Origin of the sequence: Mycobacterium sp. ACS4331, from assembly GCF_001667265.1 — a bacterium.
Lineage (GTDB): Bacteria > Actinomycetota > Actinomycetes > Mycobacteriales > Mycobacteriaceae > Mycobacterium.
Map to the genome: position 1 here is coordinate 1 of NZ_LZHW01000073.1, position 17,834 is coordinate 17,834.

Genomic DNA, 17,834 nt, shown 5'->3' on the forward strand with positions numbered 1-17,834 from the left:
TTGTGTATAAGAGACAGGTCGAACAGCGCCCCGAACCCGCGCCGAGGCCCGAACCCCGTCCCGAAGCGCCTCGGTTCGAAGATCCTCGATTCGAAGATCCTCGATTCGAGCCGGCCCCCCGGCATTCGCCGCCGCCTCAGCCCATCGATCCAGACTGGCAGCCGCTCAACACCTGGATTCCCGGGTCGTCAGCCCCGTCAGCCCCGTCGGCCCCATCGGCCGCCAACGGTCACGGCATCGGCCCCGCCCAGGCACCCGTACCGCCCGTCGTCGGGCCCACCCCGGCGCCTGAGGTCCACGACGAACCCCGCGGTCGGCATTACCGTGCGGCCCAGCAGTCCCCGACGTTCGCCGAGCCCGAGCCCGAGCGCCGCGGCCGCCACTCCGCTCCGGGATCAGGACCCGCCGTCCCCCCGCCCGCGCCCGAGCCCATGCCGTCGGCCCGGCACCGCAACACCGAGGGCGACGACGAGGACACCCCACCGCCGAGTGGCCAGTCTGCGGCGGAGCTGTTGGCCCGCTTCCAGGCCACGCCCGGCGGCGGTGGCCGGCGCCGCCGTCGCGAGGACTGACCGCACAGGTGGTTCGGAGGCTTTCAGTGAGCCTCGGCTAGAGTCTTGGTGACCGTCCGGTACCTGCCCGGCAGGACTGGAACGAAAACCAGGACAGCTTGCGAAGGAACGTCTGCGATGCTGCAGTCGGAGTTTCCCGATGGAACAGAGGGCCACGTCGAGGGGCTGCGGCCCGCTCGGCTGAAGGTGGGCATCATCTCGGCCGGCCGGGTCGGAACGGCGCTCGGCGTCGCACTCGAGCGGGCCGAACACGTCGTGGTCGCCTGCAGCGCGATCTCGAACGCATCCCTGCAGCGGGCCGCGCGCAGGCTGCCCGACACCCCGGTCGTCCCGGTGCCCGAGGTGGCCGCCGCGTCGGAGCTTCTGCTGCTGGCGGTTCCGGATGCTGAACTGCCCGCGCTGATTTCGGGGCTCGCCGCCACCGGCGAGGTGCGCCGCGGGACGATCGTCGCCCACACCTCGGGGGCGAACGGCATCGGTGTTCTGGCGCCGCTCACCGAACAGGGCTGCCTGCCGCTGGCGATCCATCCGGCCATGACCTTCACCGGAGCTGACGAGGACATCACCCGGCTGTCCGACGCCTGCTTCGGAATCACCGCCGCCGACGAGATCGGGTACGCCATCGCCCAGTCGCTCGTGCTCGAGATCGGCGGCGAACCCGTACGTGTGCGCGAAGACGCCCGCACGCTCTATCACGCGGCCCTGGCGCACGCCAGCAATCACCTCGTGACCGTCATCGCCGACGCGTGCGAAGCCCTGCGCGCGGCGCTGGCCGGGCAGGAGCTTCTGGGACAGGAACTGGTCGTGTCCGAACCGGGCGGTGTCGCCGAACGGGTCCTGGCGCCGCTGGCGCGCGCGGCGCTGGAGAACACGCTGCAGCGCGGTCAGGCCGCCCTGACGGGCCCGGTGGCGCGCGACGACGCCGCGGCCATCGCGGGACACCTGGCGGCCCTGCACGAGGTCGACCCGGACCTGGCCGAGGCCTATCGAACCGTGTCGCTGCGAACCGCGCAGCGCGCTCGGGCATCCGCGGAGGTGTTCAAGGTGTTGACCCGATGACGCTGGGCAAGCCGGCCTACACGCAGGGCGAACTGGACGTCTACACGACGCCGGCCGACGTCGCGGCCGTCACGAGGGCGCTGCGCCGGACGGGCCGCCGAGTGATGCTCGTCCCGACGATGGGCGCGCTGCACGAAGGACACCTGAGCCTGGTGCGCGAGGCCAGGCGCGTGCCCGGTGCGGTGGTTGTCGTGTCGATCTTCGTCAACCCACTGCAGTTCGGGCCCGGTGAGGATCTGGACGCCTACCCGCGCACGCTGGACTCCGATCTGGCGCTGCTGCGGGAAGAGGGCGTCGACATCGCCTTCACCCCGACCGCCTCGGCGATGTACCCAGCGGGACCCCGCACGACGGTGCACCCCGGCGCGTTGGGTGCGGACCTCGAGGGTCAGTCGCGGCCCACGCACTTCGCGGGAATGCTGACCGTGGTGCTCAAACTGCTCAACATCGTCTCCCCGGATCGGGCGTTCTTCGGCGAAAAGGACTACCAGCAGCTGGTTCTCATCCGACAGATGGCCGACGACCTCAACCTCGACGTGCGGATCGTGGGTGTGCCGATCGTGCGTGAGGAGGACGGCCTGGCGATGTCCTCGCGCAACCGCTATCTGAGCCCCGAACACCGTGAACAGGCCGCCGCGCTCTCGGCGGCGCTGTTGGCCGGCAAGTACGCAGCGTCCTCGGGCGGGGCCGCGGCCGCGGTCGCCGCCGTGCGCGCGGTGCTCGACGAGGTTCCGGCCTTCGACGTCGACTACATCGAGGCCAGGGGCCCCTGGCTCGAGCCCGCACCCGCCCACGGGAAGGGCCGACTGCTCGTCGCCGCGCGATTGGGCACCACCCGCCTGCTGGACAACATCGCCATCGAACTGGGCACCGCGGCGACCGACGGGTCCTACGCGGGTCGGGGCGAACACCAAGAGATGCCTTGGAGGAATTGATGTTACGGACGATGCTCAAGTCGAAGATCCATCGGGCGACCGTGACACACGCCGACCTGCACTACGTCGGATCGGTCACCATCGACGCCGACCTGATGGACGCGGCCGACCTCCTCGAAGGCGAGCAGGTGACGATCGTCGACATCGACAACGGCGCTCGACTCGTCACCTACGCCATCACCGGAGAACGAGGCAGCGGCGTCATCGGGATCAACGGGGCCGCAGCGCATCTGGTGCACCCCGGCGACCTGGTCATCCTGATCGCCTACGGCACCATGGAAGACGCCGAAGCCAGGGAATGTCGGCCGCGCGTCGTGTTCGTCGACTCCGACAACCGACAGATCGACCTCGGCGCACACGCGACCGACCCCGCCTACGTGCCCGACGACGCAGGCGAACTCCTCTCCCCGCGGGGGCTGCGCTAGTGCTGTTGGCCATCGACGTCCGCAACACCCACACCGTCGTCGGACTGATCTCAGGAACAGGTGAGAACGCACGGGTGGTGCAGCAGTGGCGGATCCGCACCGAACCCGAGGTCACAGCCGACGAACTGGCGTTGACCATCGACGGGCTCATCGGCGAGGACTCGGAGCGCCTCACGGGTGCGGCCGCGCTGTCCACCGTGCCGTCTGTGCTGCACGAGGTCCGGGTGATGCTCGAGCAGTACTGGGAGTCGGTGCCGCACGTGCTCATCGAACCCGGCGTGCGCACCGGGATCCCGCTGCTGGTCGACAATCCGAAGGAGGTCGGCGCGGACCGAATCGTCAACGCACTGGCGGCTTTCCACAGGTATGGCCAACCCGCCATCGTGGTCGATTTCGGCTCGTCGATCTGTGTCGACGTGGTCTCGGCGAAGGGGGAGTTCCTCGGTGGGGCCATCGCACCCGGAGTGCAGGTGTCCTCTGATGCGGCGGCCGCCAGGTCGGCGGCGCTGCGCCAGGTCGAACTGACCAGGCCGCGGTCGGTGGTCGGCAAGAACACCGTCGAATGCATGCAGGCGGGAGCGGTGTTCGGGTTCGCGGGTCTGGTCGAAGGCGTGATCCGGCGCATCCGCGAGGACGTCGACGGGTTCGACGGCGACGACGTCGTCATCGTCGCGACCGGGCACACCGCGCCACTTCTGTTGCCGGAGTTGCGGATTACGGCCCGTCACGACCCCCACCTGACGTTGGACGGCCTGCGCCTGGTGTTCGAGCGGAACCGGGACAACTCCCGGGGCAGGCTGCGGCAGGCCCGCTGAGGCCGTCAGAAGAACGTGCGGACCAACTGCACGACCCGGCGCTGGGCGTCCAGGACCGGGATCATCGGCCACTTGTCGAACACCGTGCACGGATGCGAGATCCCGAACTCCAGCCAGTCGCCCACCTCGACCGGGTCGTCGGCCAGCCTCAGGTAGGCGTGCTGGTCGTTGAGCTTGAACACCCGCGCACCCGGCAGGTTGCGTGGTTGCGGCAGATCCTGGTCGAAGGAGACGTCCCGCCGGCCCATCGACAGGAGGGCCAGATCGTCCTCGGGGCGTGAGCTGACCTGTGCCCACAGGCTCAACGCGGGCCGCAGTGCCTGTTCGGCGTCGGCGTCGGGACGCGTCAGCGGCGATGTCCGGTGGTACAGACCGTCGTCGTGGGTCAGGTGGCACCCACTGCGCACGACGACTCGCACCGGGCGGTCCAGCGGCCAGTCGGGCGTCAGGACCTCGGCCACCAGATCGAAGTGCGTGCTGCCGCCCGCGGTGACGATGATGTCGTCGGTTTCGATGAGGCCGGCCAGTCGCGCCGTGGTCTCCCGCAGCGTGGTCAGGTAGTCGACGATGACCCTTCGTCCCGCCGGAGACACGTCGTGGCCCAATGCGGCTTCGTAGCCGGCCACGCCGACCAGGCGCAGCTGCGGTGAAGCGGCCGCCGCGGCGGCGACCTCGTCGACCGTGTGCGCCGCACGCGCACCGGTGCGTCCGCCGGTGGCGCCGACCTCGACGCAGACGTCCAGGGGACGCGGCGCACGCGCACGGTGGAGTTCCTCCGACATGAGCGCAACGCCGCGCACCGAGTCGACCCAGCACCGCACCTCAAGCTGGGGGTCGGCCAATTCCCCTGCCAACCAACGTAACCCGCCTGACTCAAGAACCTGATTCGCGATCACGAAGTTGCGCACCCCGAACGCGGAATACACCCGCATCTGGCTGACGGTCGCGACGGTGATGGCCACCGCGCCGGCCTCGAACTGGGCCGCGGCCAGCTGCGGTGCCATGTGCGTCTTGCCGTGCGGGGCCAACTCGATGCCGTGCTGCTGTGACCAGCGGCCCATGACCGCAAGGTTGTGGCTCAGTGCGTCAGCGCTGAGCACGCAGACGGTCCCCAGCGGCGCCGCCTCGAACAGCTCGGGTGCGTCGGCGCAGATCTCGGCCGGGGTGCGTCCCGACCATGCCGCGGGAAGGCCCTTGAACCGCCAATCCACGGGCTGGTGATCGAGTGCGGTCAGTGCCGCCGCGTCGATGGTCGCGGCCATTGATTCAATCTAAACGGGGGTCGTCATTTAGGCTGGCCCGACGTGAGCGAGGCCGACCTTCCCGAACAGTTCCGCATCCGGCAGGCAAAGCGAGACCGCCTGCTGGCTCAAGGCCGCGATCCCTACCCCGTTGTGGTGCCGCGCACACACACGCTGGCCCAGGTTCGCGACGCCTACCCGGACCTGCCCGCGGACACCCAGACCGGCGAGGTCGTCGGTGTGGCCGGACGCGTGGTCTTCTCCCGGAACTCAGGAAAGCTGTGCTTCGCGACGCTGCAGGACGGCGACGGCACGCAACTTCAGGCGATGATCAGCCTCGCCGGCGTCGGGCAGGAGTCGCTGGACGACTGGAAGGCCGACGTCGACCTCGGTGACATCGTGTTCGTCCACGGTGAGGTGATCAGTTCGCGCCGCGGGGAGCTCTCGGTGCTCGCGGACTCGTGGCAGATGGCCGCCAAGGCCCTGCGCCCGCTGCCGGTCGCGCACAAGGAGATGAGCGAGGAGTCGCGGGTCCGGCAGCGCTACGTGGACCTGATCGTGCGTCCCCAGGCTCGCGACGTCGCGCGGCAGCGCATCGCTGTGGTCCGCGCCCTCCGGTCGGCGTTGGAACGCCGGGGATTCCTCGAAGTCGAGACCCCGATGCTGCAGACTCAGGCCGGCGGAGCAGCTGCGCGGCCCTTCGTGACGCATTCGAATGCCCTCGACACCGATCTCTACCTGCGCATCGCCCCCGAACTGTTCCTCAAACGCTGCGTGGTCGGCGGGTTGGACAAGGTCTTCGAGTTGAATCGCAACTTCAGAAACGAAGGAGCGGATTCAACACATTCTCCGGAATTCTCGATGCTGGAGACTTATCAGGCGTATGGCGACTACAACGATTCCGCGCTGGTCACCCGTGAAGTTATTCAAGAAGTCGCCGATGAGGCGATAGGCACGCGGCAGGTGCCACTGCCGGATGGGTCACTCTACGACCTCGACGGCGAATGGCAGTCGCTGGAAATGTATCCGTCTTTGTCGGAGGCGCTGGGACAGGAGATCACCCCGGACACCCCCGCGGCTCGGCTCTGGGACATTGCGGGCCGGCTGGGGCTCGAGATCCCCAAGGATCGCGGCTACGGGCACGGCAAGCTCGTCGAGGAGCTGTGGGAGCACCTGGTCGGCGACAAGTTGTGGGCGCCCACCTTCGTCAAGGACTTCCCGGTCGAGACAACGCCGTTGACTCGTCAGCACCGCAGCATCGACGGTGTGACGGAGAAGTGGGACCTCTACGTCCGCGGGTTCGAGTTGGCCACCGGATACTCCGAGCTGATCGATCCCGTCGTGCAGCGCGAACGGTTCGCCGCGCAGGCCCGCGCCGCCGCAGCCGGCGACGACGAGGCGATGGAACTCGACGAGGATTTCCTGGCCGCCATGGAATATGCGATGCCGCCGACCACCGGAACCGGAATGGGAGTGGACCGCCTGTTGATGGCACTGACCGGGCTGTCAATTCGTGAGACCGTTTTGTTTCCGATTGTCAAGCGCGCCAGATTGTCGACGGGGGAGTCGGCAGATCCGTCGTGACCTGGGCGTTGTTGAACGCGGGGGAAACGTGTGGCACATTGGTAACCGGTGGGCCGGTTGCATGCCGCAATTAGCCCGAAATTCGCATTTTCAGAAGGGTCGTTCAACGCATGGCGAGGAAAGTTACCGTCACCCTGGTCGATGATTTCGATGGTGAGGGTTCCGCTGATGAAACTGTTGAATTCGGGCTTGACGGCGTGACGTATGAGATCGACCTTTCGACCAAGAACGCGGCGAAATTGCGTGCCGATCTGAAGAAGTGGGTCGAGGCCAGCCGCCGGGTCGGCGGTCGCCGCCGCGGCCGGGCCAGCACGGGCCGCGGACGTGGCGCCATCGACCGCGAGCAGAGTGCGGCCATCCGCGAGTGGGCCCGTAAGAACGGTCACAACGTGTCGACCCGCGGACGCATCCCCGCCGACGTCATCGAGGCGTTCCACGCGGCCACCTGAGCCGTCGTCGGTGTTCCCGGTCCGGCTTTCGCTAGCGGCGAACTGAACAGGAAACGAATTCGGATATCCCGACGTTGCTCTGATGCACTGCAGTTATCGCGAGTTCGGCTCGTGCCGGTCCGTGGCGGACCGGGCACCAAGGTAAAGCACCTCGGACCGTCGCCCACTACAGTGGAATGACAGGCAATGTGCTCTGCCCAGGCGAGAGTGCGGTTGCCCTATCAAGGAGAGCAGGTAACCACGGATGTTCGAACGATTTACCGACCGAGCACGTCGGGTCGTCGTCCTGGCTCAAGAAGAAGCCCGGATGCTGAACCACAACTACATCGGCACCGAGCACATCCTGCTGGGCCTCATTCATGAGGGTGAAGGCGTAGCGGCCAAGTCGCTCGAGTCGCTGGGCATCTCGCTGGAAGGCGTGCGCAGCCAGGTCGAGGAGATCATCGGGCAGGGCCAGCAGGCCCCCTCGGGCCACATCCCCTTCACCCCGCGCGCCAAGAAGGTGCTCGAACTGAGCCTGCGTGAGGCGCTTCAGCTCGGCCACAACTACATCGGCACCGAGCACATCCTGCTCGGCCTGATCCGTGAGGGTGAGGGTGTCGCCGCGCAGGTTCTGGTCAAGCTCGGTGCGGAGCTCACCCGGGTGCGCCAGCAGGTCATCCAGCTGCTGAGCGGCTACCAGGGCAAGGAGACGGCAGAGGCCGGCACGGGAGGCCGCGGCGGCGAGTCCGGCAACCCCTCGACGTCGCTGGTGCTCGACCAGTTCGGCCGCAACCTGACGGCCGCCGCGGCCGAGGGCAAGCTCGATCCGGTCATCGGCCGCGAGAAGGAGATCGAGCGGGTCATGCAGGTGCTGAGCCGCCGCACCAAGAACAACCCGGTGCTGATCGGTGAGCCCGGCGTCGGCAAGACCGCCGTCGTGGAGGGCCTGGCACAGGCCATCGTGCACGGCGACGTGCCGGAGACGCTCAAGGACAAGCAGCTGTACACGCTGGACCTGGGCTCCCTGGTCGCGGGCAGCCGTTACCGCGGTGACTTCGAGGAACGCCTCAAGAAGGTGCTCAAGGAGATCAACACCCGCGGCGACATCATCCTGTTCATCGATGAGCTGCACACGCTCGTCGGCGCGGGTGCCGCTGAGGGCGCGATCGACGCGGCGTCGATCCTGAAGCCCAAGCTGGCCCGCGGGGAGCTGCAGACCATCGGTGCCACCACGCTCGACGAGTACCGCAAGTACATCGAGAAGGACGCCGCGCTGGAGCGCCGGTTCCAGCCGGTTCAGGTCGGTGAGCCCACCGTCGAGCACACCATCGAGATCCTCAAGGGTCTGCGGGACCGGTACGAGGCACACCACCGCGTCTCGATCACCGACGGAGCCATCGCGGCGGCCGCGACGCTGGCCGACCGGTACATCAACGACCGCTTCCTGCCGGACAAGGCGATCGACCTGATCGACGAGGCCGGCGCCCGGATGCGGATCCGCCGGATGACCGCTCCGCCAGACCTGCGCGAGTTCGACGAGAAGATCGCCGATGCGCGCCGCGAGAAGGAGTCCGCGATCGACGCGCAGGACTTCGAGAAGGCCGCGAGCCTGCGGGATCGGGAGAAGCAGCTCGTCGCACAGCGGGCCGAGCGGGAGAAGCAGTGGCGCTCAGGTGATCTCGACGTGGTTGCCGAGGTCGACGATGAGCAGATCGCCGAGGTGCTGGGCAACTGGACCGGCATCCCCGTGTTCAAGCTCACCGAGGAGGAGACCACTCGGCTGCTGCGCATGGAGGACGAGCTGCACAAGCGGATCATCGGCCAGGAGGACGCCGTCAAGGCCGTCAGCAAGGCGATCCGCCGCACCCGTGCCGGCCTGAAGGACCCCAAGCGCCCCTCGGGCTCGTTCATCTTCGCCGGCCCGTCCGGTGTGGGTAAGACCGAGCTGTCCAAGGCGCTCGCGGAGTTCCTGTTCGGCGACGACGACGCACTGATCCAGATCGACATGGGCGAGTTCCACGACCGCTTCACCGCGTCGCGGCTGTTCGGTGCCCCTCCGGGGTACGTCGGCTACGAGGAGGGCGGCCAGCTCACCGAGAAGGTGCGCCGCAAGCCGTTCTCGGTCGTCCTGTTCGACGAGATCGAAAAGGCCCACCAGGAGATCTACAACACCCTGTTGCAGGTCCTCGAGGATGGCCGCCTGACGGACGGCCAGGGTCGCACGGTCGACTTCAAGAACACCGTGCTGATCTTCACGTCGAACCTGGGCACGTCGGACATCAGCAAGGCCGTCGGCCTCGGGTTCTCCTCGGGCGGCGGTGAGAACAACTACGAGCGGATGAAGCTCAAGGTCAACGACGAGCTCAAGAAGCACTTCCGTCCGGAGTTCCTCAACCGCATCGACGACATCATCGTGTTCCACCAGCTGACGCAGGACGAGATCATCAAGATGGTCGACCTGATGGTCGGCCGGGTGTCCAAGCAGCTGAAGGCCAAGGACATGGAGATGGTGCTGACCGACAAGGCCAAGGCGCTGCTGGCCAAGCGCGGGTTCGACCCGGTGCTCGGTGCCCGACCGCTGCGTCGGACCATCCAGCGCGAGATCGAGGATGCGCTGAGCGAGAAGATCCTGTTCGACGAGGTCGGTCCGGGTCAGGTCGTCACGGTCGACGTCGAGAACTGGGACGGCGAAGGCGCGGGCGAGGACGCCCGGTTCACCTTCGCGGGTGCGCCCAAGTCCTCGACGGCCAGCGAGGCGGATCTGGCGGGCGCGGGGGCTTCCGGCCCCGCCGCGGGCACCGCAGCCGAATAGAAGCACGCGCCGAACGGGCGATCACCCAATGGGTGGTCGCCCGTTCTGTCATGGCGGTGACGTCATACGCAGGTTGCTGCACGACGGTGCGGACTACGTGCTTAAGATGCTTGATGTACCCGACGGGCCGAGGAATCTGGTGAGAGTCCAGAACGGTCGCGCCACTGTCCACAGTCAGACCCGAAGTCCGTCACCTCACTGAATCCGGGACGCGAGATCCCCGAAAGGAACATCATGAGCTCTCCACAGACGTCCAAGACTCGGGCTGGCGCCATCGACCTCTCGGCCACCAAGGCCGCCGTGTGGTTGACCGCGACGGTCCTGCTGGCGCTGCTGGCGCTCTACTTCGTGGGCATGGACCAGGGCGCCACCTCGGTGTTCGGGAACAACACCTACGTGCATGAGTTCGTGCACGACGCCCGGCACCTTCTCGGCTTCCCCTGCCACTGATACGGGCAGCGGACAGGAGCCAATCGAATATGGAAAAGCACGTCATCTGGCGCGGCGTTCTCGCCGGCGCCCTTGCGGGTGTGCTCGCATTCATCTGGTCGTGGGCGTTCATCGAACCCGTGATCAATCGGGCGATCGATTTCGAGGACGGTGTGGGCGCCGCGCATGAGGCGCTCGAGCATGCGCACGAACACGGTCACTCGCACGCCGAAGGTGGTTTCGAGATCACCCGGACCGTTCAGTCGACCGTCGGGCTGGGCTTCGGCCTCCTGGCGTTCAGCGTCGCGATGGGCGCACTCCTGGCTGTCGTGTTCTGCGTGGTCTACAACCGCACCAACCTGTCGGCCCGTGCGCTGGCCGCGCTGACCGCGGGCGGCATGCTGGTGTCGCTGTGGATCGTGCCGTCGTTGAAGTACCCGCCGAATCCGCCTGCCGTCAGCGCCGACGAGACCCTCAACCAGCGCACGCTGCTCTACGTGCTGGTGGTGGGGCTGTCGGTCGCCCTGATGGTCGCCGCGGTGTTCCTGGGCAGGCGGTTGGCGCCCAAGCTCGGCACCTGGAATGCGGCCCTGGCCGCGGCCGGCGCATACCTGGTGGCCGTGGCCGTGGTGTACCTCGTGCTCCCGTCCATCGACGAGACGCCCGGGCCCCTGCGCGACGATTCGGGCACCATCGTGTTCCCGGGTTTCCCGGCGGATGACCTCTACGAGTTCCGGCTGTATTCGCTGGGCGCGCAGGTGATCCTGTGGGCGACGATCGGGCTGGTGTTCGGGGCGCTGGTGACTCGACTGCTTGAGAACAAGCGCGAGTCAGTCTCTGCGTGAGCGAGGTCGTCCGGCTGACGTTGGTGTCGCATGCGATGACCGATGCCATGTCAGCCGGACGGTTTCCCGCCGACGAACCATTGAGTGAACTCGGCCGCCGCCAGCTCGCCGATGTCGGTGTCGATCCCCAGACCGCGCTGTGCGGGCCCGAGGTGCGCACCCGGCAGACGGCCGCGGCCCTGGGTTTGACCGCCACACCCGAACCGGGGCTCGCCGATCTCGATGTCGGTGTCTGGGCGGGGTCGGGACTGGACGAGATCGACCCCGGTGAGCTGGCCGCCTGGTTGACCGACCCCTCCGCGGCGCCGCACGGCGGTGAGTCGATCGTCACGCTCGTGCGGCGGGTCAGCGATTGGATGGACTCACTGGCGCTGACGCCGTCGAAGCTGATGGCCGTCACGCACCCGGCCGTGATCCGGGCGGCGATTCTGATCGCACTCGACGCACCACCGAAGTCGTTCTGGCGCATCGACATTGCCCCCGGGTCACAGACCGTGCTGCATCGCCGCGGCCCGGGGTGGACGCTGCGCCTCTAGCCTGTCCCTTTCCCGCGAGCGCGCGTGTTGGTACACCGACACGCCGATGCAGCCGTACAAAGTGGGCCGCTCGTGGGTGCCGAAGTGGACGTTCGCCGACGGGAAGTGGTCAGCCCACAGGGATCAGGTCGAACATCTGCTTGATGATCGACATCAGGTATCCGCCGGTCTGGTTGCTGTGGAAGCGATCCCAGTTGGTCTGCAGGCTCAGCACCCAGGGCTGGCCGGTGTGGTCGACTGCGTACCAGCTGAAGGTCAGCTCCCCGGGCAGGTTGCCGGCCTTGGCCCCGATGTAGGGCCACTTGCGCCGGTCCAGATCGATGCCCGGGATCTCGGTCATGATCTCCTTGACCGGAGCGGCCGCACCGGTGGCACCGGTCTGCAGCGCGGCATGGACACGGCAGATGTCCTCGGCGCTGCCGTACCACTCGGCGCCGTAGGCCGATGCCGGCTCGTGTGAGCGCAGCGGGTCGGGCTCGTACGGCCGAGCCTTGGTCTCGCGCAACAGTTCTGCGCGCACCGCGGGGCTGCCGTTCTTCCATTGGTCCCGGAGATCCGGTTCGCCCCAGCCGATCGAGAACAGCTCGTGCATGGTCGGGAACGGGGTCATGCTGCCCGGATCGTGGTGGCCCGCATCGACCAGGGCCTGCTCGACGGCGCGGGTGCCGACATGGTTGATGAGCAGATCGGTGGCCATGTTGTCGCTGTTGGCGATCATCTTGCCTGCGGCGGTGCGCACCGAGATCCGGCTGCCTTCGGGCATCGTGTCGAACGCCGAGGAGCCGACGGTCTTGCCCTCCTCGGTGATGGTCAGCTCGTCATCCCAGGACACTGTGCCCGCGCGGACGGACTCGGCCACCGCGTAGAGCACATAAAGCTTGAAGATCGAGGCCAGCGGCAGGGAGTCGGCGGTGTTGCTGCCGGCCAACTGCTCGCACTTGCCGTCGACGACCTTGGAGACGCGGTAGGAGTACCGCGCACCCGAGGCCTGCAGCGCAGCGTCGACGTCGGCCCAGGTGCGGATCGGTGGAGTCTGGGTGGTGACGATGAACTTGTCCACCAGCGTCGAGTCCGAGGTGTGCAGTTCGATCTGCTGTTTGGCGCCGTAGGACGTGGTGACGTGCAGCGTCGCGGTGCCCGCTCCGACGTCGACCCCGGTCAGCGTGTAGGGCCGTTCCCACCACATGCCGTCCATGACGTGCGCGACGTAGTCGACGGCGTCCGGCACGGCGAGAGTTTTCACACCCGGAGCACCGATCGGCCAGTCGGAGTTCAGCATGTCCATCACCTGCTTGGCGCGGACACCCTGCGGCGTGTTGGTGGCGATGCGCACGCCGGGGTTGCCGGCATGTGCCGTCGGCGTGTCAGCGGGCGCGCAACTGCCGACGACGGGGACAACCAGAGCGGCGCCGAGGGCCAGCGCCGCAGCCGTTCTAACTCTTCGCGTCGGGCCCGGCAACGTCCAGCACAACCTCGAACTCGAGCAGCGATGCGCCGGTGGCCACCGGATTCTTGGCCTCGCCCCGGTGCGCCTCGATGGCGGGTCCGGTCGCCCACGCCTGGAAGGCCTCCTCGGACTCCCACTGCGTCACGACGAAGTAGCGGGTCTCACCCTTCACCGGGCGCAGCAGCTGAAACCCGAGGAATCCGGCCTGGTTGTCGACGGCGTGTGCGCGGTGGGCGAACCGCTTCTCCAGTTCCGGACCTGCGTCCGCGGGAACTTCGATTGCATTGATCTTCACCACAGCCATGGAGTTAGGCTACCGGTTCCCATGTCGAGTGATCCTTTGACGTACCGAGGCGGGCAGGGCTGCCCGCTGGTGCTGGTGCACGGATTGATGGGCCGTGGCAGCACGTGGTCACGCCAGTTGCCCTGGCTGACACAGTTGGGCGCGGTCTACACCTACGACGCTCCCTGGCATCGTGGGCGCGACGTGCTCGATCCGCATCCGATCAGCACCGAGCGCTTCGTGGCCGACCTGGGCGAGGCGATCGAACGGTTCTCCCGTCCCGTCCCGCTGATCGGTCATTCGATGGGTGGCCTGCATTCGTGGTGCCTGGCCGCCGATCGGCCCGACCTGGTCGCCTCGGTGGTCGTCGAGGACATGGCACCGGACTTCCGGGGCCGCACCACGGGTCCATGGGAGCCGTGGGTGCACGCGCTGCCCGTCGAATTCCCCAGTGCACAGGCGGTCTTGGACGCCTTCGGGCCGGTGGCCGGCCAGTACTTCCTCGACGCCTTCGACCGGACGCCCACTGGATGGCGGCTCCACGGCCTTCCCGAGAAGTGGGTGGAGATCGCCGCGGAGTGGGGCACCCGCGATTACTGGGCGCAGTGGCGTGCGGTCGACGTTCCCGCGCTGCTCATCGAGGCCGGTGATTCGGTCGCGCCGCCGGGGCAGATGGCCCGGATGCACGAGATCGGGGTCAACACCACCTACGTCCGGGTGCCCGGGACGGGGCATCTGGTCCACGATGATGCTCCCGACGCCTATCGGGTGGCGGTCCAGGAGTTCCTGAAGTCACTCTCGGCGTAGCGGTCAACGGCGCTCGCCCCGCACGCCCGGGGAGGGCCACGTCGGCGACTGCTCGAAACGGGTGCGGATCGCGTCGAGGTCGTGGCCGACGCGTCGCGCGTCCGCGTTGTCCTCGAAGAGGGGCCCGACCAGGGGCGCTGCGAAACGGAACTGGTCGAAGTGCATCCGCAGGTGGCCGCCACGGTGCGAGACGGCAGCCAGCGTCGCGACGAGACCGAACGGCGCCAGCAGGACGGCGAACAGGAGGATCAGTGTCAATACGGTGCTCATGGCAGTAAGTCTTCAAAAAGTAAAATCCCGCCAACAGTGGCAGCACTGCCCTATTGCGATAAAATGCTGCCATGCTGCACACCGTCTCGGCCCTGGCGCTCGACCGTCTCGCAGTCTTTGAGTTCGGGGTCATCTGCGAAGTGTTCGGCATCGACCGTTCCAACGACGGCGTGCCGAACTTTGATTTCAAGGTCTGCGGTCTGAAGGCGGGCGAACCCATCCGCACCACTGTGGGCGCCTCCCTGACGCCCGACTGTGGCTTGGACGGGTTGCGCGGTGCCGACCTGGTGGCTGTGCCCGCGATCGCCGCCAAGGAGTACCCGCCGGAGGCGCTGCAGGCCCTGCGAGACGCCTCCGACGCCGGATCGATCATCCTCACGGTGTGTTCGGGCGCCTTCGTCGCGGGCGCCGCGGGCCTGCTCGACGGCCGGCCGTGCACGACCCACTGGATGCATGCCGACGAGTTGGCGCGGCGCTTTCCCACCGCGAGGGTGGATCGCAACGTGCTCTTCGTCGATGACGGGAACCTGATCACCAGTGCGGGCACTGCCGCTGGAATCGACGCCTGCCTGCATCTGGTGCGGCGCGAGCTGGGAAGCGCCGTGACCAACGTGATCGCCCGCAGGATGGTGGTGCCCCCGCAGCGAGACGGTGGCCAGCGTCAGTACATCGACCAGCCGATTCCCGTGCACTGCTCGGACGGCTTTGCGCCACACCTGGATTGGATACTCGAAAACCTGCACCTGCCGCATTCGGTCGCGAGCCTGGCTCAGAGGTCGAACATGTCGGCGCGCACCTTCGCGCGCCGATTCGTCGAGGAGACGGGCACCACGCCGATGCAGTGGGTGACCGACCAGCGGGTGCTCTACGCGCGGCGTCTGCTCGAGGAGTCCACCCTGGACATCGACCAGATCGCCGATCGCGTCGGATTCGGCACGGCAACCCTTCTGCGGCACCACTTCCGGCGCATCATCGGCGTCACACCGTCGCGCTACCGGCGCAGCTTCGCCTGCGAGGACGACTGTGCCGACACCGCCTGATCACTTGCGGCGGTGCAGCGAAACCGCGTATGCGCCGTCGTCGTAGGGCGCGCGGTCCCAGGTCGCCCAGCGCGACACCGGCTCCAGCCCCGCCGACTGCGCGTACTCGTCATACGCGGACAGCGAGACGCGGTCGGGTTTGATCTGAAACCCTGCCAGCAGCAGGCCGCCGGGCGTCAGGCGGGCACTCAACTGTCTCAACACCGTCGCCTCGGTATCCGGCGCCACGAAGATCATCACGTTGCCCGCGAGCAGCACCAGGTCGAACTGCGCGTCCAGGTGCTCGTCGAGTTCGGCCAGATCCGCCTCCACCCACGGCAGGTCGGGCGCCTTCTCGCGAGCTCCCGCCAGCATGCCGGGGTCGGCGTCCACGCCCACGGTGGAGAACCCGCGACGGGCCAATTCGATTGCCACGCGGCCGGTTCCGCACCCGGCGTCCAACACCCGACGGCCGCCTGACTCCCGCAGGAGGGACTCCACGAGGTCGGCTTCGCCGTGCACGTTCTGACCCGAGGCGGCCAGTGACCTCCAGCGCGCGTCGTAGTCGTCACCGCGGGGTGCGTCGGTGTCCTGCCAGCGCGTCATACTCGGCTCCTTCTCACGCTCCGCGGGCTCCGCGTGCATCGTCGTCTGGGCCAGCTTCGCCTTCGCCACAGAGGGCGAATCGGCCGTCCTCCGTCTGCTCCACCAGCCCGTCCACCAGCAGCGAGTCCAACGCGCGATCACGCTGGGCCGGATCGGTCAGCCACACGACATCCAATGCGCTCCGCTGCACAGGAGTTGCGCTGTCGCGCAGTACATCCAACAGTCTGCCCCGCACCTGGCGGTCGGTCCCCGCGTACTTCTGCGTTCTCCGGGGTGCGGTCTCGCCCGCGGGGAAACCAGCCGAACGCCAGGCACATGAAGTCAACGGACAGATGCCACACCGCGGCGAGCGCGCCGTGCACACCACCGCGCCCAGTTCCATCAGCGCGGCCGAAAATGTCGGTGTGCTCTCATCATTGGGCAAAAGAGCCGCGACTGCGGCCTCATCCCTGGTCGCGGACGGGGCGCCGGCCTCGGCCACACCCTGCACCGCGCGGGCCACCACCCGTCGCACATTGGTGTCGACCACGGGAACCCACTGCTTGTAGGCGAAGCACGCAATCGCGCGCGCGGTGTAGCTGCCGACACCGGGCAGGGTCAGCAGCGTCGGCACGTCGTCGGGGACGACGTCGCCGTACTCGGTGGCGATCACCGCGGCACATTCGTGCAGTCGCTTGGCGCGGCGTGGGTAGCCGAGCTTGCCCCACGCCCGCAGAATGTCGGCCGGACTGGCCGCGGCGGTCGCCGACGGTGTTGGCCACCGGTCCACCCACTCCAGCCAACGGGGGAGAACCCGGGCCACGGGAGTCTGCTGCAACATGAACTCGCTGACCAGGATCTGCCACGCACTCACCGACGGATCACGCCACGGAAGGTCGCGCCGTTCGCGTTCGTACCAGGCGACCAATTCGGCAGAATTGATGCTCATCGCGACCGCCCGACGTGTTGGGTGCAGAATGGCGGATATGCCGAACACCAGTCCCGTGACCGCTTGGAAGGCACTCAGAGAGGGTAACGAGCGCTTCGTGGCGGGTAAGCCCGAACACCCCAGCCAGAGTATCGAGTACCGAGCCAGCCTGGCTGCGGAGCAGAAGCCGACTGCGGTCGTGTTCGGATGCGCCGACAGTCGGGTGGCCGCCGAGATCATTTTCGATCAGGGCCTCGGCGACATGTTCGTGGTGCGCACGGCGGGTCACGTCATCGACTCAGCGGTGCTCGGGTCGATCGAGTACGCGGTCGCGGTGCTGGAAGTGCCCCTGATCGTCGTCCTCGGACACGACAGCTGCGGCGCGGTCAAGGCCACTCTGTCGGCGCTCGACGGGGGCGCGGTTCCCGGCGGATACGTGCGCGACGTCGTGGAGCGCGTGACCCCCTCGATCCTGCTGGGCCGCCGCGACGGCCTGGCTCGTGTCGATGAGTTCGAGGCGCGCCACGTCATCGAGACCGGCACGCAGTTGGTGGCCAGGTCGTCGCTGGTCAAGGACCGCATCGAGGGCGGAAGCCTGGCGATCGTCGGGCTCACCTACCACCTGGCCGACGGGAAGGTGGCGCTGCGCGCGAACCTGGGCGACATCGGAGAGTCGGCCCTCGAATCTGCCTGATCGCTCACAACCGCCGGTGGGTTGTGGTGGCCAATACCGTGTGGTGGGCGGGGTAGGGCGGCGACACGCCGACGCGGGTCGAACACGTTGCACTGACCTGCCCTTACCGTGAGTAAC

The 17,834-nt window shown here is 67.7% G+C and carries 19 protein-coding genes and 1 pseudogene; 14 read left to right on the top strand and 6 right to left on the bottom strand.

Annotated elements, in window-relative coordinates; all coding sequences use genetic code 11:
* The 5 genes and pseudogenes from A5727_RS27890 to A5727_RS16785 form a co-directional block, all read left to right on the top strand.
* Positions 1 to 572, top strand: a pseudogene (locus A5727_RS27890) (hypothetical protein); the annotation flags it as partial.
* A gap of 117 nt (positions 573 to 689) precedes the next feature.
* Positions 690 to 1,631, top strand: coding sequence for a Rossmann-like and DUF2520 domain-containing protein (locus tag A5727_RS16770; RefSeq protein WP_068251754.1), 942 nt, complete (start codon positions 690 to 692; stop codon positions 1,629 to 1,631).
* On the top strand, positions 1,628 to 2,566 hold the full coding sequence (panC, locus tag A5727_RS16775; RefSeq protein ID WP_068251759.1) for a pantoate--beta-alanine ligase: 939 nt from the start codon (positions 1,628 to 1,630) through the stop codon (positions 2,564 to 2,566). The genes A5727_RS16770 and panC overlap by 4 nt, the downstream gene beginning before the upstream one ends.
* Positions 2,566 to 2,991, top strand: coding sequence for an aspartate 1-decarboxylase (gene panD / locus A5727_RS16780; protein WP_068251764.1), 426 nt, complete (start codon positions 2,566 to 2,568; stop codon positions 2,989 to 2,991). Before panC ends, panD begins: the two co-directional genes overlap by 1 nt.
* Positions 2,991 to 3,806: a type III pantothenate kinase gene (locus tag A5727_RS16785; RefSeq protein WP_068251767.1), complete on the top strand. Its 816-nt coding sequence runs from the start codon at positions 2,991 to 2,993 to the stop codon at positions 3,804 to 3,806. The genes panD and A5727_RS16785 overlap by 1 nt, the downstream gene beginning before the upstream one ends.
* A gap of 5 nt (positions 3,807 to 3,811) precedes the next feature.
* On the opposite strand, the gene A5727_RS16790 is transcribed toward A5727_RS16785, so the two are convergent.
* Entirely contained in the window at positions 3,812 to 5,068 is a 1,257-nt protein-coding gene (locus A5727_RS16790) for an alanine racemase (protein ID WP_068251771.1), read from the bottom strand.
* 42 nt (positions 5,069 to 5,110) lie between these two features.
* Here A5727_RS16790 and lysS point away from each other — a divergent pair, with 42 nt between their 5' ends.
* The 6 genes from lysS to A5727_RS16820 all read left to right on the top strand — a co-directional run bounded on the left by lysS (position 5,111) and on the right by A5727_RS16820 (position 11,684).
* Complete coding sequence (gene lysS / locus A5727_RS16795) at positions 5,111 to 6,631, top strand: lysine--tRNA ligase (RefSeq protein ID WP_068251773.1); 1,521 nt, start codon at positions 5,111 to 5,113, stop codon at positions 6,629 to 6,631.
* A gap of 110 nt (positions 6,632 to 6,741) precedes the next feature.
* A complete protein-coding gene (gene lsr2 / locus A5727_RS16800) occupies positions 6,742 to 7,080 on the top strand; it encodes a histone-like nucleoid-structuring protein Lsr2 (RefSeq protein ID WP_068251776.1) in 339 nt (112 codons plus the stop codon).
* A gap of 244 nt (positions 7,081 to 7,324) precedes the next feature.
* Entirely contained in the window at positions 7,325 to 9,874 is a 2,550-nt protein-coding gene (gene clpC1, locus A5727_RS16805; RefSeq protein WP_068251783.1) for an ATP-dependent protease ATP-binding subunit ClpC, read from the top strand.
* A gap of 234 nt (positions 9,875 to 10,108) precedes the next feature.
* Positions 10,109 to 10,324: a CbtB domain-containing protein gene (locus tag A5727_RS16810; protein WP_068251786.1), complete on the top strand. Its 216-nt coding sequence runs from the start codon at positions 10,109 to 10,111 to the stop codon at positions 10,322 to 10,324.
* Positions 10,325 to 10,353: 29 nt separating this feature from the next.
* Entirely contained in the window at positions 10,354 to 11,148 is a 795-nt protein-coding gene (locus A5727_RS16815; RefSeq protein WP_068251789.1) for a CbtA family protein, read from the top strand.
* The gene (locus A5727_RS16820) at positions 11,145 to 11,684 is read left to right on the top strand and encodes a histidine phosphatase family protein (protein ID WP_068251791.1); all 540 of its coding nucleotides are present in this window, start codon (positions 11,145 to 11,147) and stop codon (positions 11,682 to 11,684) included. Before A5727_RS16815 ends, A5727_RS16820 begins: the two co-directional genes overlap by 4 nt.
* 109 nt (positions 11,685 to 11,793) lie before the next feature.
* Here A5727_RS16820 and A5727_RS16825 read toward each other — a convergent pair whose 3' ends face one another.
* Both A5727_RS16825 and mhuD read right to left on the bottom strand, forming a co-directional pair.
* Complete coding sequence (locus A5727_RS16825; RefSeq protein WP_068251794.1) at positions 11,794 to 13,143, bottom strand: serine hydrolase; 1,350 nt, start codon at positions 13,141 to 13,143, stop codon at positions 11,794 to 11,796.
* Entirely contained in the window at positions 13,118 to 13,435 is a 318-nt protein-coding gene (gene mhuD, locus A5727_RS16830) for a mycobilin-forming heme oxygenase MhuD (RefSeq protein WP_068251799.1), read from the bottom strand. Before mhuD ends, A5727_RS16825 begins: the two co-directional genes overlap by 26 nt.
* Positions 13,436 to 13,456: 21 nt before the next feature.
* On the opposite strand from mhuD, the gene A5727_RS16835 reads away from it, so the two are divergent.
* Positions 13,457 to 14,221 carry an alpha/beta fold hydrolase gene (locus tag A5727_RS16835; RefSeq protein ID WP_068251802.1) on the top strand — a complete coding sequence of 255 codons (765 nt, stop codon included), beginning with the start codon at positions 13,457 to 13,459 and terminating at the stop codon, positions 14,219 to 14,221.
* A gap of 3 nt (positions 14,222 to 14,224) precedes the next feature.
* On the opposite strand, the gene A5727_RS16840 is transcribed toward A5727_RS16835, so the two are convergent.
* Complete coding sequence (locus tag A5727_RS16840) at positions 14,225 to 14,491, bottom strand: hypothetical protein (protein ID WP_231992116.1); 267 nt, start codon at positions 14,489 to 14,491, stop codon at positions 14,225 to 14,227.
* Positions 14,492 to 14,562: 71 nt separating this feature from the next.
* On the opposite strand from A5727_RS16840, the gene A5727_RS16845 reads away from it, so the two are divergent.
* The gene (locus A5727_RS16845) at positions 14,563 to 15,531 is read left to right on the top strand and encodes a helix-turn-helix domain-containing protein (protein WP_068251807.1); all 969 of its coding nucleotides are present in this window, start codon (positions 14,563 to 14,565) and stop codon (positions 15,529 to 15,531) included.
* Here A5727_RS16845 and A5727_RS16850 read toward each other — a convergent pair whose 3' ends face one another.
* Entirely contained in the window at positions 15,532 to 16,116 is a 585-nt protein-coding gene (locus A5727_RS16850; protein WP_068252190.1) for a class I SAM-dependent methyltransferase, read from the bottom strand.
* A gap of 13 nt (positions 16,117 to 16,129) precedes the next feature.
* Positions 16,130 to 17,044: an iron-sulfur binding domain-containing protein gene (locus A5727_RS16855; protein WP_068251810.1), complete on the bottom strand. Its 915-nt coding sequence runs from the start codon at positions 17,042 to 17,044 to the stop codon at positions 16,130 to 16,132.
* 37 nt (positions 17,045 to 17,081) lie between these two features.
* On the opposite strand from A5727_RS16855, the gene A5727_RS16860 reads away from it, so the two are divergent.
* Positions 17,082 to 17,717: a carbonic anhydrase gene (locus tag A5727_RS16860; RefSeq protein ID WP_068251817.1), complete on the top strand. Its 636-nt coding sequence runs from the start codon at positions 17,082 to 17,084 to the stop codon at positions 17,715 to 17,717.
* The last annotated feature ends 117 nt before the right edge of the window (positions 17,718 to 17,834 follow it).

Excerpts from the sequence above, each read along its gene's own strand:
- A5727_RS16770 (WP_068251754.1), top strand. The coding sequence starts at position 690 with ATGCTGCAGTCGGAGTTTCCCGATGGAACAGAGGGCCACGTCGAGGGG.
- panC (WP_068251759.1), top strand. The coding sequence starts at position 1,628 with ATGACGCTGGGCAAGCCGGCCTACACGCAGGGCGAACTGGACGTCTAC.
- panD (WP_068251764.1), top strand. The coding sequence starts at position 2,566 with ATGTTACGGACGATGCTCAAGTCGAAGATCCATCGGGCGACCGTGACA.
- A5727_RS16790 (WP_068251771.1), bottom strand. The coding sequence starts at position 5,068 with ATGGCCGCGACCATCGACGCGGCGGCACTGACCGCACTCGATCACCAG.
- lsr2 (WP_068251776.1), top strand. The coding sequence starts at position 6,742 with ATGGCGAGGAAAGTTACCGTCACCCTGGTCGATGATTTCGATGGTGAG.
- clpC1 (WP_068251783.1), top strand. The coding sequence starts at position 7,325 with ATGTTCGAACGATTTACCGACCGAGCACGTCGGGTCGTCGTCCTGGCT.
- A5727_RS16810 (WP_068251786.1), top strand. The coding sequence starts at position 10,109 with ATGAGCTCTCCACAGACGTCCAAGACTCGGGCTGGCGCCATCGACCTC.
- A5727_RS16815 (WP_068251789.1), top strand. The coding sequence starts at position 10,354 with ATGGAAAAGCACGTCATCTGGCGCGGCGTTCTCGCCGGCGCCCTTGCG.
- mhuD (WP_068251799.1), bottom strand. The coding sequence starts at position 13,435 with ATGGCTGTGGTGAAGATCAATGCAATCGAAGTTCCCGCGGACGCAGGT.
- A5727_RS16835 (WP_068251802.1), top strand. The coding sequence starts at position 13,457 with ATGTCGAGTGATCCTTTGACGTACCGAGGCGGGCAGGGCTGCCCGCTG.
- A5727_RS16840 (WP_231992116.1), bottom strand. The coding sequence starts at position 14,491 with ATGAGCACCGTATTGACACTGATCCTCCTGTTCGCCGTCCTGCTGGCG.
- A5727_RS16845 (WP_068251807.1), top strand. The coding sequence starts at position 14,563 with ATGCTGCACACCGTCTCGGCCCTGGCGCTCGACCGTCTCGCAGTCTTT.
- A5727_RS16850 (WP_068252190.1), bottom strand. The coding sequence starts at position 16,116 with ATGACGCGCTGGCAGGACACCGACGCACCCCGCGGTGACGACTACGAC.
- A5727_RS16855 (WP_068251810.1), bottom strand. The coding sequence starts at position 17,044 with ATGAGCATCAATTCTGCCGAATTGGTCGCCTGGTACGAACGCGAACGG.
- A5727_RS16860 (WP_068251817.1), top strand. The coding sequence starts at position 17,082 with ATGCCGAACACCAGTCCCGTGACCGCTTGGAAGGCACTCAGAGAGGGT.